At 63.5% G+C, this 26,358-nt stretch carries 18 protein-coding genes; 3 read left to right on the top strand and 15 right to left on the bottom strand.

All coding sequences use genetic code 11. The annotated features are described in order from the left end of the window. Positions 1-40 precede the first annotated feature (40 nt). The 13 genes from BTW08_RS03535 to pilM form a co-directional block, all read right to left on the bottom strand. A complete protein-coding gene (locus BTW08_RS03535; RefSeq protein WP_075561134.1) occupies positions 41-1,699 on the bottom strand; it encodes a CTP synthase in 1,659 nt (552 codons plus the stop codon). A gap of 139 nt (positions 1,700-1,838) precedes the next feature. Next, on the bottom strand, positions 1,839-2,561 hold the full coding sequence (locus BTW08_RS03530; RefSeq protein WP_083627655.1) for a gamma-glutamylcyclotransferase: 723 nt from the start codon (positions 2,559-2,561) through the stop codon (positions 1,839-1,841). A gap of 144 nt (positions 2,562-2,705) precedes the next feature. Further along, the gene (locus tag BTW08_RS03525) at positions 2,706-4,013 is read right to left on the bottom strand and encodes a solute carrier family 23 protein (RefSeq protein WP_075561133.1); all 1,308 of its coding nucleotides are present in this window, start codon (positions 4,011-4,013) and stop codon (positions 2,706-2,708) included. Positions 4,014-4,284: 271 nt separating this feature from the next. Beyond that, the gene (locus BTW08_RS03520; protein ID WP_075561132.1) at positions 4,285-4,524 is read right to left on the bottom strand and encodes a hypothetical protein; all 240 of its coding nucleotides are present in this window, start codon (positions 4,522-4,524) and stop codon (positions 4,285-4,287) included. Between the two features lie 191 nt (positions 4,525-4,715). Beyond that, positions 4,716-6,146: an FAD-dependent oxidoreductase gene (locus BTW08_RS03515; RefSeq protein WP_075561131.1), complete on the bottom strand. Its 1,431-nt coding sequence runs from the start codon at positions 6,144-6,146 to the stop codon at positions 4,716-4,718. Between the two features lie 76 nt (positions 6,147-6,222). Beyond that, the gene (gene gltB, locus BTW08_RS03510; protein ID WP_075561130.1) at positions 6,223-10,674 is read right to left on the bottom strand and encodes a glutamate synthase large subunit; all 4,452 of its coding nucleotides are present in this window, start codon (positions 10,672-10,674) and stop codon (positions 6,223-6,225) included. A gap of 706 nt (positions 10,675-11,380) precedes the next feature. Then, positions 11,381-12,529 (bottom strand): 3-dehydroquinate synthase, encoded by a 1,149-nt coding sequence (gene aroB / locus BTW08_RS03500; protein ID WP_075561128.1) that lies wholly within the window; start codon positions 12,527-12,529, stop codon positions 11,381-11,383. A gap of 29 nt (positions 12,530-12,558) precedes the next feature. Further along, positions 12,559-13,119 carry a shikimate kinase AroK gene (aroK, locus tag BTW08_RS03495; protein WP_075561127.1) on the bottom strand — a complete coding sequence of 187 codons (561 nt, stop codon included), beginning with the start codon at positions 13,117-13,119 and terminating at the stop codon, positions 12,559-12,561. Continuing rightward, a complete protein-coding gene (gene pilQ / locus BTW08_RS03490; RefSeq protein WP_348638908.1) occupies positions 13,119-15,230 on the bottom strand; it encodes a type IV pilus secretin PilQ in 2,112 nt (703 codons plus the stop codon). The genes aroK and pilQ overlap by 1 nt, the downstream gene beginning before the upstream one ends. Beyond that, positions 15,227-15,799, bottom strand: coding sequence for a pilus assembly protein PilP (locus BTW08_RS03485; RefSeq protein ID WP_075561125.1), 573 nt, complete (start codon positions 15,797-15,799; stop codon positions 15,227-15,229). Before BTW08_RS03485 ends, pilQ begins: the two co-directional genes overlap by 4 nt. Next, positions 15,796-16,482 (bottom strand): type 4a pilus biogenesis protein PilO, encoded by a 687-nt coding sequence (locus tag BTW08_RS03480; RefSeq protein ID WP_075561124.1) that lies wholly within the window; start codon positions 16,480-16,482, stop codon positions 15,796-15,798. Before BTW08_RS03480 ends, BTW08_RS03485 begins: the two co-directional genes overlap by 4 nt. After that, the gene (locus BTW08_RS03475; protein ID WP_075561123.1) at positions 16,479-17,048 is read right to left on the bottom strand and encodes a PilN domain-containing protein; all 570 of its coding nucleotides are present in this window, start codon (positions 17,046-17,048) and stop codon (positions 16,479-16,481) included. The genes BTW08_RS03480 and BTW08_RS03475 overlap by 4 nt, the downstream gene beginning before the upstream one ends. Further along, positions 17,045-18,073 (bottom strand): type IV pilus assembly protein PilM, encoded by a 1,029-nt coding sequence (pilM, locus tag BTW08_RS03470; protein ID WP_246837630.1) that lies wholly within the window; start codon positions 18,071-18,073, stop codon positions 17,045-17,047. Before pilM ends, BTW08_RS03475 begins: the two co-directional genes overlap by 4 nt. A 271-nt stretch (positions 18,074-18,344) precedes the next feature. Here pilM and BTW08_RS03465 point away from each other — a divergent pair, with 271 nt between their 5' ends. Beyond that, on the top strand, positions 18,345-20,867 hold the full coding sequence (locus BTW08_RS03465) for a penicillin-binding protein 1A (RefSeq protein ID WP_075561121.1): 2,523 nt from the start codon (positions 18,345-18,347) through the stop codon (positions 20,865-20,867). Positions 20,868-21,027: 160 nt separating this feature from the next. Then, positions 21,028-21,810: a DUF481 domain-containing protein gene (locus tag BTW08_RS03460; RefSeq protein ID WP_075561120.1), complete on the top strand. Its 783-nt coding sequence runs from the start codon at positions 21,028-21,030 to the stop codon at positions 21,808-21,810. A 151-nt stretch (positions 21,811-21,961) separates the two neighbouring features. Here the strand turns inward: BTW08_RS03460 and BTW08_RS03455 are convergent, their stop codons facing one another. Together BTW08_RS03455 and rpmE are read right to left on the bottom strand one after the other, a co-directional pair. Further along, the gene (locus BTW08_RS03455; protein ID WP_075561119.1) at positions 21,962-23,233 is read right to left on the bottom strand and encodes a malic enzyme-like NAD(P)-binding protein; all 1,272 of its coding nucleotides are present in this window, start codon (positions 23,231-23,233) and stop codon (positions 21,962-21,964) included. Positions 23,234-23,553: 320 nt separating this feature from the next. Next, entirely contained in the window at positions 23,554-23,778 is a 225-nt protein-coding gene (rpmE, locus tag BTW08_RS03450) for a 50S ribosomal protein L31 (RefSeq protein ID WP_075561118.1), read from the bottom strand. 247 nt (positions 23,779-24,025) lie between these two features. On the opposite strand from rpmE, the gene BTW08_RS03445 reads away from it, so the two are divergent. Further along, positions 24,026-26,269, top strand: coding sequence for a primosomal protein N' (locus tag BTW08_RS03445; protein ID WP_075561161.1), 2,244 nt, complete (start codon positions 24,026-24,028; stop codon positions 26,267-26,269). The last annotated feature ends 89 nt before the right edge of the window (positions 26,270-26,358 follow it).

The following is a 26,358-nucleotide window of genomic DNA, read 5'->3' as shown; positions in this document are numbered from 1 at the left end:
CGGGGGATGAATCGCTTCATCCCCCGCCGTGATCAGTCGATCACTCCTGATGCGCCATGCCATGCTGGCGCTGGCGGCTTGCCTTGTGTTCCAGCGCCGCATTGACGAAGCCGGTAAACAGCGGATGCCCGTCGCGGGGCGTCGAGGTGAACTCGGGGTGGAACTGGCACGCCACGAACCAGGGGTGGTCCGGCAGTTCGATCATTTCGACCAGCGACTGATCGCCACTCTTGCCCGATACGATCAGACCGGCGGCTTCGAGCTGTTCGACGAACTGCTCGTTGACCTCGAAGCGATGACGGTGACGTTCGGTGATGGTGTCCAGCCCATAGACCTCTTGCGCCCTGGAGCCCGGCTTGAGGCGGCACTCCTGGCCGCCGAGGCGCATGGTGCCGCCCAGATCGGAAGCCTCGTCACGCAGTTCGATCTGACCTTCCGGGTTGATCCACTCGGTGATCAGGCCAACCACCGGATGCCGGGTCTCGCGGGTGAACTCGGTGGAATTGGCATCTTCCCATCCCGCCACGTGGCGTGCGAACTCGATCACCGCCACCTGCATGCCGAGACAGATGCCCAGGTAGGGCACATGATTCTCGCGAGCAAAACGCGCAGCCTGGATCTTGCCTTCCACGCCCCGCTCACCGAAACCGCCGGGGACCAGGATCGCGTCCTTGCCGGCCAGGCGCTCGGTGCCGTGACGTTCGATCACTTCGGCGTCGATATACTCGACGTTGACCTTCACGCGGGTCTGAATGCCGGCGTGGATCAGCGCCTCGTTGAGCGACTTGTAGGCGTCGAGCAACTCCATGTACTTGCCGACCATGGCGATGTTGATCGTCTTGAGCGGGTTGAGCTTGGCGTCGAGGACATGGATCCACTCGGCGAGATCGGCCTGGGGCGCCTCGAGACGCAGCTTGTCGCAGACGATCTCGTCGAGACCCTGTTCGTGCAGCATCAGCGGAATGCGATAGATGGTGTCGGCATCCTGCAGCGGGATGACCGCGCGCTCCTCGACGTTGGTGAACAGCGCGATCTTGCGCCGCTCGCTCTCCTCGAGCTCGACTTCGCTGCGACAGATGAGGATGTCCGGCTGAATACCGATCGAGCGCAGCTCCTTGACGCTGTGCTGGGTCGGCTTGGTCTTGGTCTCGCCGGCGGTCTTGATGTAGGGCACCAGCGTCAGATGCATGAACAGGGCGCGGTTGGCGCCCACTTCGCTGCGCAGCTGACGGATGGATTCCAGAAACGGCAGCGACTCGATATCGCCCACGGTGCCGCCGATTTCCACCAGCGCCACGTCGTAACCCTCTCCCCCTTTGATCACCCGATGCTTGATCTCGTCGGTGATGTGCGGAATCACCTGCACCGTGCCGCCGAGATAGTCGCCACGGCGCTCCTTGCGCAGCACGTGCTCGTAGACCCGACCGGTGGTGAAGTTGTTGCTCTGGGTCATCTTGGTGCGGATGAAGCGCTCGTAATGCCCCAGATCGAGATCGGTTTCCGCGCCATCCTCGGTGACGAATACCTCGCCATGCTGAAACGGACTCATGGTGCCCGGATCGACGTTGATGTACGGATCCAGCTTGAGGATGGTGACCTTGAGGCCGCGAGCCTCGAGGATCGCCGCCAGCGAGGCGGATGCAATACCCTTGCCCAGTGAGGACACAACGCCGCCGGTCACGAAGATATATCGTGTCATGGAAAACCTGTCGAATCGTGGTCGTAGCCGTGAAAAGAGACCCGGGGGAGAAAGTCGGGCCAGGATGGGACGTCAGATTACCAGACTCGCTCGGAAGGCTCAATTTTGGATCGCGCGGCCGCCCTGGCGGGGCCGCGAATCAGCTGGCGACGGCGCGCTGCAGCGATTCCAGACGTCGATCCCGAATGCCGAGCGCATGGAGATCGCCCACCGTGTTGTCGAGATATTCGCGACACGAGCCCAGCACGCCACGGCCCGTGCGCAACAGATGCACCACGGTCTCGTCCGGCTGACGGCCGATATAGCGGTCGTGATGCGGATTGATCACGAAGGCGACGCCCCAGATCGGGCCGACGTCCGTCTTCAGCTTGATCCAGCGCGGTTGATAGGCGCCGGTCAACATCTCGCGTCGCCACACCAGGGTCAGCTCGCGCTCGAGATTGTCGCCGGGTACACGAAGCGCGACGCCATGACACGATCCGCCCGGCGCCAGCGCCAGCATCAGTCCCGGCGTCTCCGGCGTGCCGCGACCGTGATCGAGCTTGAGGCAGAAATCGCGATGATAACCGTACAGCCGGCAGGTATGGCGCTCGGCCACCTCGACACACGGGTTCCAGATCAGCGAGCCGTCGGCGAACAGATAGACGCCGTCGATGGTCCGGGCCTCGGGCGGCGCCGTATCCAGAATGTGCTGAATGGAGCCATGCAGGTCGTGATGACTCTTCAAGGCCACCTCGGGGTAGACCTGCTCGAAGTGACGACGAATCAGGTCCTGCTCCAGTACCTCGCGGGTCATGGCGATCGACTTCTCGGCGGACGTGTCTTCATCGGCGCTGATATGGCCGGATTGCGGGTCACTCATTGGGGGCTCTATTCAGGGACGCTGACGCTATTCAGGGACGCTGACGCTGGGATTCGAGGATGCGACGGTAGCGGCATCGACGCGGCCGATACCGTCGCTACAGCCTAACGCCCACGACGCACAAAGCGAAGCGCGAGTTAGACTTCAGTCTGAAACGCCCCGGCCCAGATTGGCGCCATGGCGCAGAACGAGATGCAGCAGGATCGCCCCGAAGGTGGCCGTTCCAATGCCGTCGAGCGTGAATCCGCCGACGTCGATCGAGAAGTTGCCTGCCCCCAGCACCAGCGTCACGGCCACGACGATCAGGTTGGTGTTGTCACCCAGATCGACCTGGTTCTGGATCCAGATGCGTGCGCCGGCAACGGCGATCAGGCCGAACACCACGATCGAGGCGCCGGCCAGCACCGGACCGGGAATCGTCTGGATCAGCGCCCCGAAGCGCGGCGAGAACCCGAGCAGAATGGCGAAGCCAGCGGCCGCGACGAAGATCAGCGTCGAATAGACCCGGGTCACCGCCATCACGCCGATATTTTCGGCATAGGTCGTCACGCCGGTACCGCCGGCGGCCCCGGAGACCATCGTCGCCAGCCCGTCACCCAGAAAGGCCCGGCCGATGTAGGGGTCGAGATCGCGCCCGGTCATCGCGCCCACTGCCTTGATATGCCCCAGATTTTCCGCCACCAGAATCACCGCGACCGGCGCGATCAGCACCATCGCGTGCGGGCTGAACTCGGGGGCGGTGAACGCCGGCATTCCGAACCAGGCCGCGTTGGCGATGATCGAGAAATCGATGGGCGCGCCCCAGCCCAGGCCGTTGGTGACCAGCGCATAGATCGCGTAGGCCACGACCAGCCCCACCAGAATCAACAGCCGCTGCAGCATGCCGCGGGTCAGCACGGCCGCCAGACCGATGCAGAGAATAGTCACCAGCGCCATCGCGGCGTCGAAATTGGCCCCCTTGACGCTGGAGACCGCCACCGGCGCCAGATTGAGACCGATGGTCATGACGATGGCACCGGTCACCACCGGCGGCAGCAGGAACTCGATCCAGCGCGTGCCCGAAGCCATGACGATGAGACCGATGACCGCGTAGATCGCCCCGCAGGCGATGATGCCGCCCAGCGCCAGCCCGATCGAGGAATTACCGCCGCTACCGCCGTAGCCAGTCGCCGCTATGACCACGCCGATGAAGGCGAAACTCGAACCCAGGTAGCTGGGCACCCGGCCGCCGACGACCAAAAAGAACAGCAGCGTGCCGATTCCTGACATCAGGATGGCCAGGTTGGGATCGAACCCCATCAACAGCGGCGCCAGCACGGTGGAACCGAACATCGCGACGGCGTGCTGAACGCCCATCAACAGTGTTTGCGCTGGCGGCAGCGTCTGGTCAGGCGCGACCAGACCACCGAGGCTGGCATCGACGCGCTGCCAACGGGGAAACCAGGATGACATGGGTAACGTTCTCCACAATGAGGTGCCCCGAACGAGGGCACGGGCAGCCGGCGTTGCCGAGGGATGATCGCGGCGCCGCCGGCGTTTCGGCGCGCATTCTAGCGTTACGCCGAATGGCTGTCCGATCGAGAAATCGGCCAATAAAAAAGCGCCAACGGCGACGTTGGCGCTTTTTCGCTATCTCACGGTCATCGACCGGAAGGCTGCCACCGTCGCCGGGAGCGAGAGACAAGCAAAGGGCAACGGAGACACCAGGCGTCGCCGAGATGCCTCAGCCACGCTCCGGCAGGCGCGACGTGAGGATATTCGAGCGCCGTTCGATCTCCTCTAGCATACCGGCACATTCGTCCGACATCCCGCTGTCGTGCAGCTTGGCCAGCGAGAAAAGCGCCTTCAGCTGGCCACTGATCATGATCGCCTGATCACCACCTTCCTGATCCAGCACATGATCTTCCAGCGCTCGCAGTTGGGTGTTTGCCTGGTCGAGGATGTTGCGTTCAAGCCTGATCATGGTTTGACCTTCCAAAGATTGCGGTTCGATTCGAGCGCGCCACTGTAAAGGCTCCCTGATCTATATACCATCGCTGATCACGATCGATCGTGCCAGCCATCGACCGATTTTACGCGACCGTTCAGTCAACCGTTCACTCACCCACAGCGGTTCACTCACCCACAGCGGTTCACTCACCCACAGCGTGGCGATCAGACCTTGAGATAATCGAGAATGCCTTCCGCTGCCTGACGCCCCTCATAGACCGCGGTCACCACCAGGTCGGAGCCGCGCACCATGTCGCCCCCGGCGAACACTTTCTCGTTACTGGTCTGATAGGCGAAGCGCTCCATCTGTGCCGGAATTTCCGGTGCCAGTACCCGGCCGCGTTCGTCCACCTGGATCTGGTGGGTATCGAACCACTCGATCTCGCTGGGCTGGAAGCCGAAGGCGATGACCACTGCGTCGCAGGCCAGGATTTCCTCGGAGCCCGGCACCACTTCCGCACTGCGCCGGCCCTTGTCGTCCGGTTCGCCCATGCGGGTGCGCACCAGCTTGACGCCTTCGACCTTGTCTTCGCCGACGATCGCCACCGGCTGGCGGTTGAACAGGAAATCGACGCCCTCTTCGCGGGCGTTGGTCACCTCCCGCTTGGAACCGGGCATGTTCTCTTCGTCGCGGCGGTAGGCGCAGGTCACGCTGGCCGCTCCCTGACGGATCGAGGTGCGGTTGCAGTCCATCGCGGTATCGCCGCCACCCAACACCACGACGCGCTTGCCGGCCATCGATACATAGTCGGAGGACGCCTGCTCGAAACCGAGATGGTGGTTGGCGTTGGCGATCAGAAAATCGAGCGCCTTGTAGACGCCGTCCGTCTCCTCGCCGGGAAAACCGCCGACCATGTACTTGTAGGTGCCCATGCCGAGAAATACCGCGTCGAACTCATCAGAGAGCTGTTCGAAAGTGATATCGCGGCCAATTTCGGTATTGAGTCGGAACTCGACGCCCATCTCCTCGAACACTGCCCGCCGACGCTCCATCACCGACTTCTCGAGCTTGAACTCGGGAATCCCGAACGTCAGCAGACCGCCGACTTCCGGGTAGCGGTCGAACACCACCGGCTTGACGCCGTTCCTCACCAGCACATCGGCACAGCCCAGCCCGGCCGGCCCCGCGCCGATCACGGCCACACGCTTGTCGGTCATCACCACTTGCGACATGTCCGGGCGCCAGCCCATGGCGAACGCGGTATCGGTAATGTACTTCTCCACCGAGCCGATGGTGACGGCACCGAAACCGTCGTTCAGGGTGCAGTCGCCTTCGCACAGCCGATCCTGCGGACAGACGCGACCGCAGACTTCGGGGAGCGAGTTGGTCCGGTGCGACATCTCCGCGGCTTCGAGGATGTTGCCCTCGCTGACCAGCTTGAGCCAGTTGGGAATGTAGTTGTGGACCGGGCATTTCCACTCGCAGTACGGATTGCCGCAATGCAGGCAGCGGTGGGCCTGGCTGGCCGCCTCGCTGGGCTTGTACGGCTCGTAGATCTCGGCGAATTCCCGAGAGCGGCTACGCGCATCCTTCTTCTGCGGATCGCGGCGACCCACATCGATGAACTGAAAATCGTTACTCAAACGGTTTGCCATGTCTTATCTCCTCACTGGGCCGACGACGCTCGCTGACTCTGACTGCCACTGTGCTTGCTCAAGTTGCCGTCATGCCTCATTCAGGCTGTCGCCTGGATTGGGCCAGCAAACCGTTGAGACTTGCGGCCTTGGGCTTCACCAACCAGAAATGGCGGATGAAGTCGGAGAAATCCTCGAGAATCGCATGCCCGCGTGGCGAGTCGGTCTCTTCCACATACTCGGTGATCACCTCGCGCAGGTGACGGCGATAGGCTTCCATCGATTCGGTATTGATCCGGTGGATCTCGACCAGTTCATGGTTGTAGCGATCGACGAAACCCCGATCCTCGTCGAGCACGTAGGCGAAGCCGCCGGTCATGCCCGCACCGAAGTTGATCCCGGTCTTGCCGAGCACGCAGACCAGCCCGCCGGTCATGTATTCGCAGCAGTGGTCCCCGGCGCCTTCGATCACCGCATGGGTGCCGGAGTTGCGCACGCCGAAGCGCTCGCCGGCCATCCCCGCGGCGAACAGCTTGCCGTCGGTGGCGCCATACAGACAGGTGTTGCCGATGATCGCGGTCTCGTGGCTCAGGAAGCGGCTGGCCTTGGGCGGCACGATCACCACCTTGCCGCCGTTCATGCCCTTGCCGACATAGTCGTTGGCATCGCCTTCCAGATACAGATTCAAGCCGCGGGCGTTCCACACCCCGAAACTCTGGCCCGCGACGCCGGTGAAGCGCGCCGTGATCGGCGCATCCTCGAGCCCCGCCTCGCCGTAGCGTTTGGCGATCTCGCCGGAGACCCTTGCGGCTACCGAACGATCGCAGTTGGTGATCTTGAACGAGAACTCGCCGCCGGACTTCGACTCGATCGCCGGCAGCAGCGCGTCGAACACTTCCTGGTTCTTGGCGCCCGGATCGTGCGGCACGTTGCGGCTGACCTGGCAGAACTGCGGCGCGTCCTTGGGCACGAAGTCGTTGGCCAGCAGCGGGCTCAGGTCGAGCTTGCGCTGCGCGGGCGTTTCACCTTCGAGCGCTTCGAGCAGATCGGTACGCCCGATCAGGTCGGTCAACTGGCGCACGCCGAGCAGCGCCATCAGCTCACGCACTTCTTCGGCGATGAAGCGGAAGTAGTGCTTGACCATGTCCACCGTGCCGCGGAAATGCTCGTCGCGAAGCTCTTGGTGCTGAGTGGCGACGCCGGTGGCGCAGTTGTTGAGGTGGCAGATCTTCAGATACTTGCAGCCCAGCGCCACCATCGGCGCGGTGCCGAAGCCGAAACTCTCGGCGCCGAGGATCGCCGCCTTGACCACGTCGAGACCGGTCTTGAGGCCGCCGTCGGTCTGCAGCCGGATCTTGTCGCGCAGACCGTTGATGCGCAGCGCCTGATGGACCTCCGGGAGACCCAGCTCCCACGGGCTGCCGGCGTGCCGGATCGAGGTGATCGGGCTCGCCGCGGTGCCGCCGTCGTAACCGGAGACGGTGATCAGATCCGCGTAGGCCTTGGCAACGCCCGTGGCGATAGTGCCGATACCCGGCTCGGAGACCAGCTTGACCGACACCTGAGCGCTCGGGTTGACCTGCTTGAGATCGAAGATCAGCTGGGCCAGGTCCTCGATCGAATAGATGTCGTGATGCGGCGGCGGCGAGATCAGCGTCACGCCGGGCACGGCATAGCGCAGCCGCGCGATCATCTCGTTGACCTTGCCGCCCGGCAGCTGGCCGCCTTCGCCGGGCTTGGCGCCCTGCGCGACCTTGATCTGCAGCACCTCGGCGTTGACCAGGTAAGCCGGGGTCACCCCGAAGCGCCCTGAGGCGATCTGCTTGATCTTCGACGAGCGAATGGTGCCGTAGCGGGCCGGATCTTCGCCGCCCTCGCCGGAGTTGGAGCGCCCGCCGGTTTCGTTCATCGCTTGGGCCAGCGCCTCGTGCGCCTCGGGCGACAGCGCGCCCAGCGACATCCCGGCGCTATCGAAGCGCAGCAGCAGATCCTCGACCGGTTCGATCTCGTCCAGCGGCAGCGGCTCGGCCGCCGGCTTGAGCCTCAGCAGATCGCGAATCGTGGCCACCGGGCGCTCGTTGACCAGCCGCGCGAACGCCTTCCACTTGGCGTAGTCGCCCTGCTGAACCGCCTGCTGCAGCGTCATCACCACATCGGGATTGTAGGCGTGATACTCGTGGCCGTGAACGAACTTGACCAGCCCGCCCTGACGCATGGTCTTGCGCGGAATCCAGGCATCGCGTGCCGCCAGTTCCTGCTGCATCTGCAGCTCGCTGAATCCGGTGCCTTCGATACGCGACATCATGCCGTCGAAGCACATCTCCATGACCTCGGACCCCAGCCCGACGGCTTCGAACAGCTGCGAGCCACGGTAGGAGGAGATCTGCGAGATGCCCATCTTCGACAGGATCTTGTAAAGCCCCTTCTGCATGCCCTTGCGATAGTTCTCGCGGGCATCCGCCGGGTTGCCGACCAGCTCGCCGGTGCGGTGCATGTCCGCCATCACCTGGTAAGCCAGATACGGGTAGACCGCGGTGGCGCCAACGCCGAAGAACACCGCCATCTGATGCGCATCGCGGGCGTAGCCGGTCTCGACCACGATATTGACCCGCGGACGCAGCGCCAGCCTGGCCAGATGATGATGCACCGCTCCGGTCGCCAGCAGCGCCTGGATCGGCTGCTTGCCTTTTTCGAGCTCGGCATCCGACAGCACCAGGATCACCTTGCCGTCGTGGGCGGCCTGTTCGGCCTGCTGACAAAGGGCCATCAGCGCCTGGCGCAGCGAGGTCGTCTCGGGATCGTACTGCAGCGGCAGGGTGATCGAGGCGAATGCCGGATCTTCCTGGGTGACCAGCGCGGTGAACTTGCGCGGCGACAGCACCGGGGTGGTCAGGATCAGCCGATGGGCGTGCTCGGGTGTTGCCTCGAACACGTTGAGTTCGGCACCGCAGCAGGTCTCCAGCGACATCACGATCGCTTCGCGCAGGGGGTCGATCGGCGGATTGGTGACCTGGGCGAATTTCTGGCGGAAGAAATCGGTGAGCAGACGATTCTGGCGCGACAGCACCGCCATCGGCGTGTCGTCGCCCATCGAACCCACCGCCTCCTGACCGCTCTCGGCCAGCGGACGCAGCAGCTGATCGCGCTCCTCGAACGTCACCGAGAACATCTTCTGATAAACGTTGAGTTCGTCGGTCTCGAACGGCTGGAAGCGCGCCAGCTCGGTCAGCGCCGACTCCAGATAGTGGGCGTGTTCCTTGAGCCAGCGACGATAGGGATAGGCGGACTTGAGCCGCTGATCGATGTCGTCGGTGTGCAGCACTTCGCCGGTCTGGGTATCGACGGCGAGAATCTGACCCGGCCCGACGCGACCCTTGGCCACCACGGATTCCGGCTGATAGTTCCACACCCCGATCTCGGAAGAGAGCGTGATGTAGCCATTGTCAGTGATCACCCAGCGCGCCGGGCGCAGGCCGTTACGATCGAGCATGCACACGGCGTGACGGCCGTCGGTCATCACGATGCCGGCGGGGCCGTCCCACGCTTCCATGTGCATGGAGTTGTATTCATAGAAGGCGCGCAGATCGCCGTCCATGGTCTCGACGTTCTGCCACGCCGGCGGCACCATCATCCGCACCGCGTTGTAGAGATCCATGCCACCGGTCAGCAGCACTTCGAGCATGTTGTCCATGCTCGACGAGTCGGAGCCGGTGGTGTTGACGATCTCGTCGAGACCTTCGATATCCGGCAACAGCTCGTTGACGAAGTTGGCCTTGCGCGCATTGGCCCAGCTGCGGTTGGCCTCGATGGTGTTGATCTCGCCGTTGTGCGCCATGAAGCGAAACGGCTGCGCCAGCGGCCAGCGCGGCGCCGTGTTGGTCGAGAAACGCTGATGGAAGACGCAGACGGCGGTCTCGAGACGCTCGTCGCCCAGATCCTGATAGAAGGTAGGCAGGTCCGCGGGCATCATCAGCCCCTTGTAGGAAACCACCTTGGACGACAGCGAACAGACGTAGAACTCTTCTTCCCGGCTGAGTTTCTGCTCGGCAAGACGACGAGCCATGAACAGCTCGACGTTGAAAGCGGCGTCGGACTGGGACTTATCCCCTTCGACGAACACCTGACGAATGCGTGGCAGGCACTCGAGCGCCATCGGCCCGCAGACACTCGGGTCCGTGGGCACGTCGCGCCAGCCTTTGACGCTCAGACCGCGTTCGGCCAGCTCGCCTTCCAGCGTTTCCCGAGCGCGCTGCTCCCGGGCGTCGTCGTCGGGGAAGAACACCATGCCGACCGCGAAGCGCTCGCCCAGCGTCACGCCGAGCTGATCCTCGGCCAGCGCTCGCATGAAGCCCATCGGCATCTTGAGCAGCAGACCGCAGCCGTCACCGGTCTTGCCATCCGCCGCGATACCGCCGCGATGGGTCATGCAGGTCAGGGACTCGATCGCCGTCTTGAGCAGATCATGACTGGCCTGCCCTTCCATATGAGCAATCAGGCCGAATCCGCAGTTGTCGCGGAATTCGCCAGGCTGGTGAAGACCTCTCATCATGGGCGTGCCTCACAAAGCAGTGTCAGAATACAGGGTCTTGTATCCGGTCTAGTAAAAAGAGATAATTGCAGGTTTTGTTATTTTTATAGCCGCATTCAGCGTTGAACGAGCGGATTATTTTGCGTCTCAGCGCACCCAAATCTTACCGCTGACGGTCGCCAAAAGGCCGGTCAGAATAGCCAGTTACCTGCCCCAGCGCAATCCGACGCCCCACCGAGCAACCCACAAACGCATTGAAAATCCGAGACTTAGCTTTAAATTTATAAAAATACGCAGCTAACACAAAGGCTTAGAGACTTATTTAGACGAAAGTCTTATCAACTGCCGCCATCGCTGGATCATGCTGAAATCGACGCCCGGCGGCCATACCGATACGGCATGGAGCATACCAATTATAGGGATAACGTTCCCTCAAACGAACCCTTCAGCAAGATCGTCGATGCCGGATGCCTCAGAACGCGACAAGCTTCTGGACCTGCGAACCGGACGTGATCGCCCGGGTCGGTGGCGGCGATCAAGCCAAGTCGCTGCGAAACAGGCTGACCAGGATGAAGGTGATGCTGGCCACAATGAAAGAGAGGCGAGCCACGACGAAAGAGAGCCGACGGCAACTGACGCCGCCGGAGAAGACAGCCGGCGACAGCGGCCGGAATCGGGTGGGCTAGAGGCGGTATCCCGGGAAAGGGAGACGAGGCCCGATCAGAAATCAGGTTCGGGGAAAATCCGTCAGCAGGCGCTCGAGCTGCTCGGGGTCGGTATCGTCTCGAATGCAGGCCCGCCCCAACGTCTCGAGCAGGATCAAGCGCAGGCGACTGTCGACATTCTTCTTATCGAGCCGCATTCGAGAGAGAAAATCCTCGGCTTGCATGCTGGCCGGTGCCGTCACCGGAAGGTCCGCCGCGCACAGGATCGCAGCGACACGTTCGACATCAGCCTCGTTCAGCCAGCCGCGCTGGGCGGATAGCCAAGCCGCCATCATCATGCCGGCGCTCACCGCCTCGCCGTGGAGCCAGTTGCCGTAGCCCTGGTGCGCCTCGATCGCATGCCCGAAGGTGTGGCCCAGATTGAGCAGCGCTCGCACGCCCTGCTCGGTCTCGTCCTCGGCCACCACCTCGGCCTTGATCTCGCAGCTACGACGGATGGCATAACGGATCGCGCCTTCCTCGATGCCACGCAGCGCGCCGAGATTGGCCTCCAGCCAGGCAAGAAATTCCAGATCCCAGATCAGGCCGTACTTGATCACTTCCGCCAGCCCGGCGGAAAGCTCGCGGGGCGGCAACGTCGTCAGCGTGTCGGTATCGACCAGCACTGCCCGCGGCTGCCAGAACGCGCCGATCATGTTCTTGCCGCGCGGATGGTTGACCCCGGTCTTGCCGCCCACGGAAGAGTCGACCTGGGCCAGCAGCGTGGTGGGAATTTGAATGAAAGCGACGCCGCGCTGGTAGCTCGCGGCCGCGTAGCCGGTCATGTCACCGATCACCCCGCCGCCGAGCGCGATCAGCGTGCAGCGACGATTGAACCCGGCGGCCAGCAGCGCATCCCAGATCCTCTCGACCGAGGACAACGTCTTGGTCGCCTCGCCGTCGGGCAGGATGACTTCTCGGATTTCCAGCTCGGCACCCGCCAGCGTCTCTTCCTTGGGCGCATCGAGGGCGCCCGCCAGCGTTTCTTTGAGCGCATGAAGATAGTGCGGCGCGATCACCTCGTTGGTCACGATCATGACCTGACGTCCGGCCAGGTAAGGCAGCAGGTGCTCCCGGCTCGTCAGCAGCCCCGCACCGACATGGATCGGATAGCTACGCTCGCCCAGCGAGACGTTCAGCGATTCCACGGGAAGCGACGAGACTGACGACATGAGACGTTACCTTCGATATGAGAGAGACATTACCTGTGTTGCGAAAGCGAGACCGAAGCGCCGAGCGGTTCCGCCAGCCGCGAGACCCGGCGCAGGATATCCCCCACCACGCTTCGGGGTCCTCGCCGATCGGTACGTACGATGATATCGGCGGTGGCACGATAGAGCGGATCGCGGATCGCGAACAGATCGCGCAACACTTGCTCGGGATTGGCGGTCTGCAGCAACGGCCGGTTGCGATCCCGCGAGGTGCGCCGAATCTGCTGCTCGACGGTCGTGGCCAGATAGATCACCGTGCCCCGCTCGCGCAGTAGCTGACGGTTGACCTCGCGCATGATCGCACCGCCACCCGTCGCCAGGACGATCTCGCTGCGCTGACTGATTTCATCGATCATGGCGGTCTCGCGATCGCGAAAGCCCTGCTCGCCCTCGACATCGAAAATCCATGGGATATTCGCCCCGCAGCGGCCTTCAATTTGATGGTCGCTATCGAGGAATTCGCGCTGCAATTCGGCCGCCAGGAGGCGGCCGATTGTACTCTTGCCCGCCCCCATGGGGCCGACGAGAAAAAGATTGGGAAGCGACCGCATCAGCGAATGGCCAGTCCGTCCTCGATGATCTTGGGCGTAATGAATACCAGCAATTCTACCTTCTCGTTGCTTTCCTGGGTATAGCGGAACAGATTGCCGAGCACCGGGATGTCACCCAGGAACGGCGTCTTGAACAGCGTACGCAACTGCTCGGAGGTCAGAATGCCGCCCAGCACCACGGTCTCACCGTTGTTGACCAGCACCTGAGTCTGGATCTCGTTGGTGTCGATGGCCGGCGCGCCATCGTAACGCGTATCGGAAATATCGTCGTTGTTGACCCGCAGATCCATGATGATGCGGTCGTCCGGTGTGATCTGCGGTGTCACCTCCAGCGACAGTACCGCCTCCTTGAACTCGGTGGTGGTCGCCCCGCTGGACGACGCCTCCTGATACGGCACCTCCTGGCCCTGCTTGATCACCGCGGTGCGCTGATTGGCGGTGATTACCTTGGGCTGGGAGATCGTCTGGCTCTTGCCCTCACTCTCCAGTGCCCGAAGCTCCAGGTCGATCAACACGTCGCCGGAAAGATAGCCGAAGCTGAACGCACTGGCGGGATTGGTCGCATTGCCCAGATCGACCGCCAGCCCGCCGCCATAGGAGGCCGGATCGTCCGACGTCGTGGGCACCGTCGAGGCATTGCCATCGGCCGCGCCACCGAGATCGAAGTGGCGCCCGCCATTGCCTGACAACCCCCAGTTGACGCCGAGCTCGCGGGTCGCGCTGTCTCGCGCGATCACGATTCGGGCTTCGATCTGGACCTGACGCACCGGCACGTCGAGGTGATCGACGGTCCGGCGGATGGCGTCGAGCTGGTCACGGGTGTCCTGCAGAATCAGCGTATTGGTGCGCGGATCGACGCTGACGCGACCACGCTCGGACATCATCCCGGCGCCCTCGCCGCCTTGCAGCAAGGCCGCCAGCGTATCGGCCTTGGCGTAACGGATCTGCAGAAACTCGGTGGTCAGCGGGGCCAGCTGTTGCGACTGCTCGCGGGTCTCCAGCGTCTGACGCTGCAGACTGGCCAGTTCACCGGTCGGTGCCACCATCATCACGTTGCCTTCCCGTCGCGACGACAGGCCGTGGTTGCGCAGCACCAGATCGAGCGCCTGGTCCCAGGGCACGTCGGTCAGATTGAGAGTCACGTTGCCCTGCACGCCGTCGCTGGCGACCACGTTGAGCCCGGACTCCTCGGCAATGATCGACAGCACGTCGCGAACCGGAATGTCCTGGAAATCGAGGGAGATGCGGTGGCCATTATAACTGGGTCGCTGCTCCGTCTCGGGCCGTTCGAGGCTGCCGGCGGGGGCCAGCTCGACGGTGAAACGGCGTCCATTCTGGGTCACCAGCGGTTCCACCGCCTCGGAGGCGGTGATATCGAAGGTGACGCCATCCGACCCGCGACGAGGCACGATGCGCTGCACGGCGGTACCGAAATCGCCGACATCCAGCGTCTGATATTGATCGTCGGGCAACGAGACACCGGGCAGCGTGATCGACACCTGACGCCCCTGGCCTGAGACTTCGGCCGCCACACCGGCGCGATTGAGCGCCAGCTGCAGCTGCCCGCCGCCATTCGTGCCCCGACGGAAGTCGATCGAGGTCACTTCGGGTTCGGCAGCGCTCATCGCCGAAGCTCCCCCGTTGGCCGCGCCGTCCGGGCGCGTCTCACCGACGGTACCCGTGGTGATGTCGGCGTCACCGCCCAGATGGACGACGATCTTGCCGTCGCGCTGCTCGAGCCGGTAGCCGGTGGGCGAGGTCAGATCGAACACCAGCCGTGTGCGCCCGCCCGCGCCCAGCACTCGCACGGAATCGACGCCACCACTGCCGACGGCAAACGTCGACTGCGACAGACCACTCTGAGCCTGCAGCAGATCCAGCGCCAATCGCGGCGGGGAGTCGGTGCGATAACCGCGAATCTCCGGCAACCCCCCGACGAAATTCAGCCCGACATCCAGACGCCCGGCGCCGCGGTCGGTAAACGTCATCGCCGTCAGCGTCGGCGTCGCCAATGCTTGCGTCTGCGCCAGTGCCGCCCCGGCAGAGAGCGCCAGCCCCCACAATGTCAGTAGTGCCACGCACGCGGCGAAACGCCCTCGACGAGTCATCATGTTCCCCTGTTACTTTGCCGTCGGCTGGCACCGTCGGATTCCTGTTTGGCCATTTCCAGCTGCTGGCGACGTTCGGTCCAGCCTCCTGCGGAATCGCGCACGGTCTCGACCAGAGTCAGACCCCGTGGCTCGACGCTGACGATGCGGCCGTAGTCGCGACCCAGATAATTTCCCCGGAAGAGCCGATGAACTCGCCCATCCGGCGCGGCAACCAGCGCCGAGGGGGTCTTGCCCACGGTGAGCGTGCCGACCAGGCTCAGGCTGTCGAGTTCGAAGGCTTCCAGCGGCTGGCGGGGACGCTCGGCATCCGGCAGCGGCGCGGTCTCCTCGGGACCCGGCTCGTCGGCCTGCTCGGCCACGAACGGACTCCGTCGACTGCCCTGGTCGTAGCTTGCGCTCAGATACCCCGGCATTTCCGGCAGCGAGGCAATCTGCCCCTGCGGCTTGTGCCGCAGCGTATCGAGATGGGCCTGCAGCGACGCCAGATCGGCACTCTCGCAACCGGCCAGACCACCGCCGATGAACAATCCGACCATCAGGCCGGCGAGACGCGAATGTTTCGATCTCACGGTTTGCCCCCTCCCTTCTTGGGATCGCCTTCCGGATCGGATTCCTCACGATAGCGATAGGTCTTGGCCAGCATGGCAAGGCGCAGATGATCCTCCACCGGCGTCAACGTGAAATCGTGGAGCGTGACGATGCGCGGCATCGCGGCCACGCGCGCCAGGAACGCGGCGATCCGATGGAAATCACCGCGCACCTGAATATCGAAGGGCTGTTCGATGTAGAAATCCTGCGTCACGGCCGGACGCAGAGTGATGCTGTCGATATCGAGCTGCTGCTCCCGCGCGGCGTCGCTGATGGCGTCCAGCAGTGCCGGCACTTCGGCATCACTCGGCAACATTTCGAGTGCGCTCTGCATGCGCGCCTGAAGCTCACCCATCTGGGCTTTCATCGCTGGCAGATTGACGGCCTGATAGGACAGCGTCTCGTAGCGCTGCAGCGCTTGCTGCTCCTGCACCGCTAAGCGCTGATGGGTCTCCCGTGGCGTAGACGCCAACAGCCATTGCGCGATCCAGATCGATACCACCAGTACCAGCAGGGCAATCACCACCTGCAGACCGACCGGCCAGGTACCCGCTTCCCTGACGTCGAGTTCGCGCCACTGCAGTTCGCGCAGCTGACGCCATTGATCCCTGGCAGCGTTTCGAACGTTGCTCGGACGCAGACGGGCCTGCACCAGGCGGCTCATGTCCCGGCCTCCGGCTTCGGCGGGTCGAGCGGATGCTCGTCGACGCTCAGATGAAAGCGCTTGGCGACGACGCCCCCTTCGGCGGACTGGACGTCCGAGAGCAGCGGGACCTCGAACGAGGCACTGTTGTCCAGCGCTCGCATCTGATCGGACACCTGCCGATTCGAGGCCGCAATGCCACTCAGCTCGAGCCGACTCCCCTTGCGGTCAAGCTCGGTGTAGTGAACGCCATCGACCAGGGTCGCCGTCAGCTGATCGAGAACGCGGATGGTCAATGGGCGGCTCGACTGCAGCTCGCCGATCACGTCGATCTGCTTCAGCATCCGCTCTCGCAGCTCGCGATAATTGCGCATCGCCTGGATGTCGCGGGTCAGCGATTCCGTGTCGCGCTGGATCATCGCCAGACGCGCCTGCCCCGCCCGCACCTGAGACTTCTCGTACTCGGCGATGCCCCACCCGACCAATAGCCCCACCAGCAGCGTCAGCAGCAGGCCCTGCTTGAAACGCCGAGTACTGCGGAAACGACGCTGCTCTCGCCATGGCAGCAGGTTGATCTCGATCGTCATGACAGCGCCCGCATCGCCAGGCCGCAGGCCGTGAGCATCGCCGGCGCGTCAGCGGCCAGTGCACCGACGTTCAACCGGGAATCGATTCGCATATGGGTAAAGGGGTTGGCCAGCGTGGCTTCCAGGCCACTCTGAGCACGCAGCCGTTCGGCAAAGCCCGGCAATGCGCTCGACCCGCCGGCCAGGATCAGCCGCCGGACCTGCTGCTGGCCTGCCGAGGTGTAATAGAGCTGCAGCGAGCGGCCGATATGCTGGATCAGGGTATCGACGAACGGCAACAGCACGGCCTGGCGATAGTCGTCGGGCAGCCCGCCGCGCCGCTTGGCTCGGCCGGCTTCATCGAAACTCATGTCGTAGTGCCGGCTGATGGCGTCGGTGAGCTGGCGCCCACCGCAGAGACTGTCGCGGCTGTAGACGATCCGTCCGCCCTTGAGCACGTGAAACGCGCAAAGATTGGCGCCGATGTCGACCAGCGCGGTACTGCCGCCGTCCTCATCGTCCTCGTCGTCCTGGGAAGCCTGCAGCGCCCGACAGACCCGCTCCAGCGCGAAACCCTCGACATCCACCGCTACTACCTCGAGCCCCACGGCGTCCAGCGTCGAGGTCAGGGTGTCGATATCCTGCAGGCGGCAGGCGACCAGCATGATCTCCTGCTGATCGTCGTAACGGGGGTGGCGCCCCAGGCGCTGAAAGTCGAAGGCGACTTCGTTGAGCGGAAACGGGATATGCTTGTCGGACTCCATCTGAATCCGCGCTTCGATGTCATCGTCACTGAGCGATGCCGGAAACGACACGACCCGAGTGATGGCCGCCGAGTTGGGCACGGCCACCACCGCACGCCGAGACCGCAGCTGCGCGTGCTCCACCGCCCGCTGCAATGCGTCGACGACTTCGCTCTTGTCGCGGATCCGCCGCTCGACGACAGCCCCTTCGCGTAGCGGCCGTACCGCATAGCTGTCGATTCTCAAGCCGCCGGCGTGACGCCCCAACTCCAGCAACTTGACGGTGGCGGACGTGATGTCCACTCCCACCAATCCTTGAGAGGATCTTTTCAAGCGCAACACTGTCTCACCTCGCCGGAACTCGAAAATCCTAATCGAAGTTAACGGCGGCACGACCACCAACTTGAGACATTTCGTTACACTAATTCGTCTTGCTTGCAGGAAGTGACGCGGACGAAACTGGCCCCGGCTCTGTCGCATCCATATAATGCCCCGATGCTGAATCATGTCCGACGCTAGGGATAGCGAGCACGCACGCGGCCGGACCGCCACCAGTCAAGGATCATCCCTTTATATGAAGCTCTTTACTCGCCTACTGACGTCCGCGTTCTGGCTACTGTTGGCGCTCTGCGCCAGCGTGGTAATGGCAGTCGTCGGCGCGGGGCTCTACTTTGCCCCCGGTCTGCCGGACGTGCGTCAGCTCCAGAACTACGAGCTTCAGACGCCGCTGCGCATCTATACCAAAGACGACAAGCTGATCGGCGAGTACGGCGAGGAACGCCGCATGCCGGTCAGCTACGACGAAATTCCCAAGCCCCTGATCGACGCGCTACTGGCCGCCGAGGATGCCAATTTCTACAACCACCCGGGCGTCGATCCCAAAGGCCTTCTACGCGCCGCCGTCGAGCTCGCCTCTTCGGGCGACATCCAGTCCGGGGGCAGCACGATCACCATGCAGGTTGCCAGGAACTATCTGCTGACACTGGATCAGACCTTCACCCGCAAGATCCGTGAAATTCTGCTGGCGTTGCAGATGGAACAGATTCTGAGCAAACCGGAGATTCTCGAGCTCTACGTCAACAAGATCTATCTGGGTCATCGCTCCTACGGCATCGCCGCCGCGGCCAACACCTACTATGGCAAGCCGCTGGCCGACCTGACCCTGCCCCAGTACGCGATGATCGCCGGTCTACCCAAGGCACCTTCGAGCTTCAACCCGCTGGCCAATCCGGAACGGGCGCTGATCCGCCGCAACTGGATTCTCTACCGGATGCGCCAGCTCGGCTCGATCGATCAGGCCGCCTACGATGAGGCCGTCAAGGCGCCGATCACCGCCAGCCGACACATCGCCCAGGCGGAAGTCGATGCGCCCTATGTCGCGGAGATGGCACGCGCCTATGCGGTCGAGCGCTTCGGCGACAAGGCCTATACCGACAATATCCGCATCACCACTTCGCTCGACAGCCGCCTGCAGGCCGAGGCACGCGACGCCCTGGTCGAGGGGCTGATCGACTATGACACCCGTCACGGCTGGCGCGGACCGGAAGAGAAGGACGTTCCGCCAAGTCTCGTCGAGGCGCAGGACCGTACCGAACGCCAGGGCCTGGAAGAGGAGCTGTCTGAGTCTCCCGAAGTCATCGAGACCGCCCGCCAGGCAGCCCAGAGCAGCGAGGCCAAGATCGATGGCGTCGACGGCGATGTCAGCAACTGGCTCAAGGTTCTCGAACGCACGCCAGCCTACGGCCCGCTCAAACCCGCCATCGTCACCGCTACCGATGGCAAGCAGATGCAGGTGCTCGACGCCGATGGCGAGATCATCGACCTCGAATGGGACGGCCTGAAATGGGCACGCGAGTACAAGAGCGCGAAGTGGCGCGGCGGCGAACCCGCCAATGCCGCCGCCATCGCCGACCGCGGCGATCTGGTCCGCATCATGAAAGACGGTGACCACTGGCGTCTATCGCAACGTCCTGGCGCGGAAGGGGCAATCGTCGTGCTCGACCCGCAGACCGGCGCGATCGATGCGCTGCAGGGCGGTTTCAGCTTCGCCGCCAGCAAGTTCAATCGGGCGATCCAGGCCCAGCGCCAGGTCGGCTCCAACTTCAAGCCCTTCATCTATCTGGCGGCGCTGCAGGAAGGCGACATGACCGCGGCGACCATCATCAACGACGCCCCGGTAGTGATGTCGCAGTTCAGCGGCGACGACTGGCGCCCGGAAAACGCCGAACGCCAGTTCCAGGGGCCGACTCGCCTCCGTGTCGGGCTCTACACCTCGCGTAACCTGGTGACCATTCGCGTGCTGCAATCACTCGGGCTCGACAACGCGCTCAACTTCCTCGAACGCTTCGGATTCTCGCGGGATCGCCTGCCCCACGGCCTCTCGCTGGCACTGGGCAGCGCCTCGCTGACACCGCTGGAGATCGCCAATGCCTACGCGGTGCTGGCGAACGGCGGCTTCCAGGTCTCGCCCTGGTATATCGAAAAGGTCACTCAGGGCAGCCACAATACCGTCGTCGAGGAAGCCAACCCGCTGGTGGCCTGCCGCGACTGCGCGCCCGGGGCCACCCAGACCGAAGTCGACGGCGAACCGCGGCGCATCGCGCCTCGCGTGGTGGAACCGGATGCGCTGTACATCCTGCGCAGCATCCTGCGTGATGTCATCGAGCATGGCACCGGCCGCGGGGCGCTATCGCTCAACCGCAGCGACATCGTCGGCAAGACCGGTACCACCAACGATCAGCGCGATGCCTGGTTCTCGGGCTTCAACAACTCGATCGTGACCACCGTGTGGGTCGGCAAGGACGACAACACCACCACGGCCGAATACGGCGCCCAGGCGGCGTTGCCGATCTGGAAGGCGTTCATGGGTCCGGCCCTGAAAGGGACACCGGAAGTGATTCCGGAAGCGCCGGACGACATCGTGACCGTACGTATCGATCCGGATACCGGTAAACGGCTACACGACGACCAGTCCGGCGGTATCAGCGAGATCTTCCGTAAGGATCATCTGCCCGAATACCAGCCGCGCGGCGTCAAACAGGAACTCGAGGACGAGAGTGGGTCTCAGGGCACCGGTACCTACGAAGCCATCTTCTGATACATTGGTCGAAATCTGGTTGATCGAGACCTAGCCAGTCGGGGTTCGTGCCCCGACTGTTTCGTCCCAGGACTCGCGCCAGGGCTCATTCAAGGGCTTTGAGGCTTCGGATCCACTCTTCACCGCAACAGGACGTCGCAGCGACGCTGAGAGAAAAGTCATGCCCCTGCCCAGTTGCCGATGGTGGCTACTGACCACCTGCCTGATGGCGTCACCGTCCCACGCGGAGCTTTTCTATGCGCCACCGGCGCCGGATGCAAACGCGCCCAATTTCAGCGGCAACGTCGAGCTGGGCTATACCAAGCTGACCGGCAACACCAATACCCAGACCCTGCTTGCCAAGGCTCGGCTGACCTGGCTGACCGGGCGCAATACGCATACGTTTCGGGCCGAGACCCGCAGTGTCCAGGACAATGACAACACCACCTCGGAACGCTACCTGATCGGCGCTCGTGAGCGCTATGAGCTCGCGGACAACAACTATCTGTTCGGATTCGCGCGCTGGGAACGCGACCGTTTCAGCGGCTATGACTCGCAGTTCACCACCATCGCGGGTTACGGCCGCCAGATCCTGACCGGGCCGACGCATACGCTCTCGGCCGAAACCGGCCCCGGCTATCGTCATGACGTCTATGCCGACGACAGTGACGATGACGATGACGACGCTTACGAAGGCGGCAGCAGCGACGATCTGGCGCTGGCCTACGCGGCGCTGGACTACACCTACAACTTCAGCGACGACATCTCCTTCGATCAGGAGCTGTCGGCGGAAGCGACTCACATCAGTGTCACCACCCGTTCACTCTCGTCGATCACGTCGCAGCTGAACTCGCACCTTGCTCTGCGCGTCTCCTACGACGTCAGAAGCAACACCCATCCGCCGCCGGGCGCGGAAGCACGCACCGACACCACGACCTCGGTCTCGATTCTCTACGGCTGGTAGCCCCGGCGACGACCTCGAGTCGCTGTAAGAAGCCGGCCTCGGGTCGCTATAAAAGACCATCGAGCGACGGCTTCGGGTCGCCACATAACGCCCGCTGAAAAGCACGATGCCGCCCCGAGGGCGGCATCGTCTTGACCCGACAGACCAGCGATTACTTGCCGTAGATCTCCTTGACGCTCTTCAGCGGGTAGTGCGCGGGATACGGTTTCCCGGCCACTCCGGACTCCACCGCAGCCTGCGCCACCGCCGCCGGAATTCTGTCGAGCAGGCGCGAATCCACCGGGGTCGGAAGGATGTAATCGCGGCCGAACGTCAGCGAATCGATCTCGTAGGCATCCAGCACCTCTTTCGTCACCGGCTCACGGGCCAGATCCTTCAACGCGTGAACGGCGGCGATTTTCATCCGCTCGTTGATGGCCGTGGCCCGGACATCGAGGGCACCGCGAAAGATGAACGGGAAGCCGAGCACGTTGTTGACCTGGTTGGGGTAATCGGAACGCCCCGTTCCCATGATCACGTCGCTACGGGTTTCCCGCGCCAGATCGGGATGAATCTCCGGATCCGGATTGGAGCAGGCGAAGACCACCGGATTGGCGGCCATCTTCATGAGCTGTTCAGGCTTGAACAGATCCGGCCCGGACAGCCCCACGAAAACGTCGGCGCCTTCGATCGCGTCGTCCAGCGTACGCAACGGCGTTTCGGTGGCGAACTGCGCCTTGTACGGATTGAGGTCGCTGCGACCGCTATGAATCACGCCGTTACGATCCAGCATGAAGATGTTCTCGGCCCTGGCTCCGCATTCGATCAGCAGTTTCATGCAGGCGATGGCGGCGGATCCGGCGCCAAGGCAGACGATGCGTGCGCTCTCCAACGTCTTGCCGGCGATCTCCAGCGCGTTGAGCAGACCGGCCGCGGTCACGATCGCCGTGCCATGCTGATCGTCATGGAACACCGGAATGTTGCAACGCGTCTTGAGGGCGGCCTCGATCTCGAAGCACTCCGGCGCCTTGATATCCTCCAGATTGATACCGCCCCAGGTGTTGGCAATGCTGGCCACGGTATCGATGAACGCCTGGGCAGAGTCAGCCTCGACTTCGATATCGACGGAGTTGATGCCGGCAAAACGCTTGAACAGCACGCCCTTGCCTTCCATGACCGGCTTGCTGGCCAAAGGCCCCAGGTTACCCAGGCCGAGAATGGCACTGCCGTCGGAAACCACTGCCACCAGATTGCCCTTGCCGGTATAAAGATAGGCATTTTCGGGATCCCGAGCGATCTCCCGGCACGGTTCCGCTACGCCGGGACTGTAGGCCAGGGCCAGATGCTTGGCAGTCTCGGTGGGCTTGGTCAGTTCGACCGACAACTTGCCCGGAATGGGCTTGGCGTGATAATCGAGCGCTGCCTGTCTCTTCTCGTCATTCATGAAGGCTTATCCAAAGGCAATGAGGGTATTTTCGGCATCGTTCGCCGCGAAGTCGGATCAGATTATCGAAAAACAATCGGCCACACAACTTATGCCACTTTTTAAACTTTCACGAATTTTAAGCGCCTGTTTGAAACACTTCGATGCATTTGGCGACACTTATACCTAAGCCTTCAGCCATAAAATATTGCTTATCGCTCACTGCCGCCGGAGCGACCCAAGTCATGCGCCCTACTTCTTTTAACGCTAAAAACCGCCGAGCAGGCACAAAAAAGCCCGCCATAATGGCGGGCCTTTCCGATAACCGATCGATGCCGATATTACGAGCTCTTGGTCGGTCGCACGGCAGCACCGAAGCGCTTGTTGAAACGCTCGACGCGGCCACCGGTCGTCGCCTGCTTCTGCTTGCCGGTGTAGAACGGGTGGCACTCGGAGCAGACGTCGACGTGAAAATCTTCACTCGCTGTCGTGCCGATCGAATGGGTCGCGCCACAGGAACAAGTCGCCGTGACTGTCTTGTATTCGGGATGAATAGACTGTTTCATCGTGAAGCCTCGCTTTGCGGTGTACCGCCACCTGATCTCTCGCCAGGCACCGTACACGGATAGGGAATCGCGGTTCACTCCCGCGCGACCGGAACGCCTGGAATCCCGAAGTACACCGTTCGAAGACGATGACACCCCGGATAAAAGACGCGCCCTACGTCGGAAGGCGGCGTATTTTAGCAGAACTCTTCATGGAGGCCAATTGGCTGATTCCAAGGCAGGCTCTTCCCAGACCGCCCCTTCCCCGATGCCCGCCGATGACCGCACAGCACCGCCACCGGCGCCCAGGGTGCTTCGGGTTGCCGTTCCCACTCCGCTTCGGCGCCTGTTCGACTATCGCCCCGCCGGTCAGCCGCCCGCGGGGGGCTGGCGTGCCGGCATTCGGGTCAAGGTGCCGTTTGGCCGACGCCATCTGGTCGGCATCGTGATGGAGTGCGCGGCGCACAGCGAGCTGCCCGCACACCAGTTGAAACCGATCAGCGCTCGCCTCGACGACGAGCCGCTACCCTCGGACTGGCTATGGCTGTGCCAGTTCACCGCCCGCTACTATCAGCACTCGCTGGGCGATACGCTGCATCACGCGCTGCCCGGGCCGCTGCGCCAAGGGCGGCCACGCGAAGCCAGAATTCGCGAGCGCTGGCAATTGAACACCACCGAATCCAGCGCTCTGGACGCGCTGGCACGCGCACCGCGCCAGCGTGAACTGATCCAGCTGCTGGCCCAGCATCGCCACGGCATGATCAGCGCTGCCATCATGGCTCAGGGGTACACGCGCGCTCAGTTGCAAGGCCTGCTCGACAAGGCACTGATCATCCGCACGGAGGAACCCCTGACCGCCAGCGAGGGCTGGTCCGGCGCGCTGCTGGCCGAACCGTCGCTGCCGCTCAACCGGGAACAGGCCACAGCGCTGGCCGCCCTGCACGAAGGACTGGACCGCTTTCATCCGTGCCTGCTGCATGGGGTTACCGGCAGCGGCAAGACGGAGGTCTACCTGCAACTGATCGAGGGCGTACTCGGCCAAGGGCGTCAGGCCCTGGTTCTGGTCCCGGAGATCGGCCTGACGCCGCAGACGCTGTCGCGCTTCCGCAAGCGCTTTCGGGCGCCGGTGGTGGCGCTCCACTCCGGCTTGACCGACATGGAACGCCTCGACGCCTGGGAAGCCGCCCGCAGCGGCCGCGCGCCCATCGTCATCGGTACGCGTTCGGCCATCTTCACGCCGCTGGCGCGCCCCGGCGCGATCATCGTCGACGAGGAACATGACGGCTCGTTCAAGCAGCAGGATGGGCTGCGCTATCACGCCCGCGACCTGGCCATCGCGCGGGCCCATCACGATGGCGTACCGATTCTGTTGGGCAGCGCCACACCGTCGCTCGAAACGCTGGCCCAGGCCCGCAGCGGCCGCTATCGGCACCTGCGACTGACCCAGCGCCCCAGCCGCCACGCGCCGGCCAAACTGGAGTTGGTGGACCTGCGCGGACGCCTGCGTCAGGGCGGCCTGGTTCCACCGGCTATCGACGCCATTCGCCAGGCGCTGAAAGCCGAAGGCCAGGTGCTGGTATTCATCAACCGGCGCGGTTTTTCGCCTTCGCTCGCCTGTCACCAGTGCGGCTGGATCGCCGAATGCCGCCACTGCGATTCGCGCATGACGCTGCACCGCCAGCCCCCGCGTCTGGTCTGTCACCACTGCGAACACCAGACTCCGCAGCCGGACGCCTGCCCCGGCTGCGGCAGTGCCGACCTGAGGCCACTCGGCGCCGGCACCGAGCGCAGCGAAGAGACCCTGACCACGCTGTTCCCCGATATTCCGGTCTACCGTATCGATCGCGACAGCACGCGGCGCAAGGAAGCGTTCGACCAGATTCTGACCGAGATTCGGCGCGGCGAACCGAGCCTGCTGGTGGGCACCCAGATGCTGGCCAAGGGCCACCATCTACCTCACGTGACGCTAGTCGTCGTGGTCAATGCCGATGCCGGCCTCTACGCCAGCGACTTTCGCGCTCTCGAGCAGAGCGCCCAGTTGCTGGTCCAGGTCGCCGGACGCGCCGGACGCGCCGACCGCGCGGGCCGCGTGCTGGTCCAGACGCTGCATCCCGATGACCCGAATCTGCGCCTGCTGGCCGATAGCGGTTACGACGCCCTGGCCTACCAGATGCTGGAGGAGCGACGCCTGGCCGGCCTGCCGCCCTACCGTTACCTTGCGCTGACGCGTTTCGAGGCGACCCGCGAGGAGGACGCCCTCGAGGCCGCGGAGGCCGCCGGCGAGGCGCTGCGGGAGTGGCTCAGCGAACGACGGTCTTCCGTTCACTGCCTGGGCCCGGTACCCGCTCCGATGGAGCGGCGTCAGAACCGTTACCACTTGCAGCTGATGCTGTCGTCGGAAAAACGCAGCGCCCTGCATGAAGCCGGCGCCTGGCTGGTCGGCTGGCTGGAGAGCAGCACATCACGCAAGGTTCGCTGGTCGCTGGATATCGATCCGATGACCTTGAGCTGACGCCGCAGCCGCAAAAGCAATCCTCGCCAACTCAGAAAGTTCGCAATCTTTCTGCAAGCTCGACCCTGCAACCTCGACGCTGGAAGCTC

Source organism: Salinicola sp. MH3R3-1 (assembly GCF_001937155.1).
GTDB classification, from domain to species: Bacteria; Pseudomonadota; Gammaproteobacteria; order Pseudomonadales; family Halomonadaceae; genus Salinicola; species Salinicola halophyticus.
The sequence above is the reverse complement of the archived record's forward strand: the minus strand, read 5'-3'. Positions and strand labels throughout refer to the sequence as shown.

What these genes read in the sequence shown, in the direction of transcription:
- aroK (WP_075561127.1), bottom strand. Translation starts at nt 13,119, where the DNA reads ATGCGGTCGCTTCCCAATCTTTTTCTCGTCGGCCCCATGGGGGCGGGC.
- aroB (WP_075561128.1), bottom strand. Translation starts at nt 12,529, where the DNA reads ATGTCGTCAGTCTCGTCGCTTCCCGTGGAATCGCTGAACGTCTCGCTG.
- rpmE (WP_075561118.1), bottom strand. Translation starts at nt 23,778, where the DNA reads ATGAAACAGTCTATTCATCCCGAATACAAGACAGTCACGGCGACTTGT.
- BTW08_RS03445 (WP_075561161.1), top strand. Translation starts at nt 24,026, where the DNA reads ATGCCCGCCGATGACCGCACAGCACCGCCACCGGCGCCCAGGGTGCTT.
- BTW08_RS03455 (WP_075561119.1), bottom strand. Translation starts at nt 23,233, where the DNA reads ATGAATGACGAGAAGAGACAGGCAGCGCTCGATTATCACGCCAAGCCC.
- gltB (WP_075561130.1), bottom strand. Translation starts at nt 10,674, where the DNA reads ATGATGAGAGGTCTTCACCAGCCTGGCGAATTCCGCGACAACTGCGGA.
- BTW08_RS03460 (WP_075561120.1), top strand. Translation starts at nt 21,028, where the DNA reads ATGCCCCTGCCCAGTTGCCGATGGTGGCTACTGACCACCTGCCTGATG.
- BTW08_RS03465 (WP_075561121.1), top strand. Translation starts at nt 18,345, where the DNA reads ATGAAGCTCTTTACTCGCCTACTGACGTCCGCGTTCTGGCTACTGTTG.
- pilQ (WP_348638908.1), bottom strand. Translation starts at nt 15,230, where the DNA reads ATGATGACTCGTCGAGGGCGTTTCGCCGCGTGCGTGGCACTACTGACA.
- BTW08_RS03475 (WP_075561123.1), bottom strand. Translation starts at nt 17,048, where the DNA reads ATGACGATCGAGATCAACCTGCTGCCATGGCGAGAGCAGCGTCGTTTC.
- BTW08_RS03515 (WP_075561131.1), bottom strand. Translation starts at nt 6,146, where the DNA reads ATGGCAAACCGTTTGAGTAACGATTTTCAGTTCATCGATGTGGGTCGC.
- BTW08_RS03480 (WP_075561124.1), bottom strand. Translation starts at nt 16,482, where the DNA reads ATGAGCCGCCTGGTGCAGGCCCGTCTGCGTCCGAGCAACGTTCGAAAC.
- BTW08_RS03530 (WP_083627655.1), bottom strand. Translation starts at nt 2,561, where the DNA reads ATGAGTGACCCGCAATCCGGCCATATCAGCGCCGATGAAGACACGTCC.
- BTW08_RS03535 (WP_075561134.1), bottom strand. Translation starts at nt 1,699, where the DNA reads ATGACACGATATATCTTCGTGACCGGCGGCGTTGTGTCCTCACTGGGC.
- BTW08_RS03520 (WP_075561132.1), bottom strand. Translation starts at nt 4,524, where the DNA reads ATGATCAGGCTTGAACGCAACATCCTCGACCAGGCAAACACCCAACTG.
- BTW08_RS03525 (WP_075561133.1), bottom strand. Translation starts at nt 4,013, where the DNA reads ATGTCATCCTGGTTTCCCCGTTGGCAGCGCGTCGATGCCAGCCTCGGT.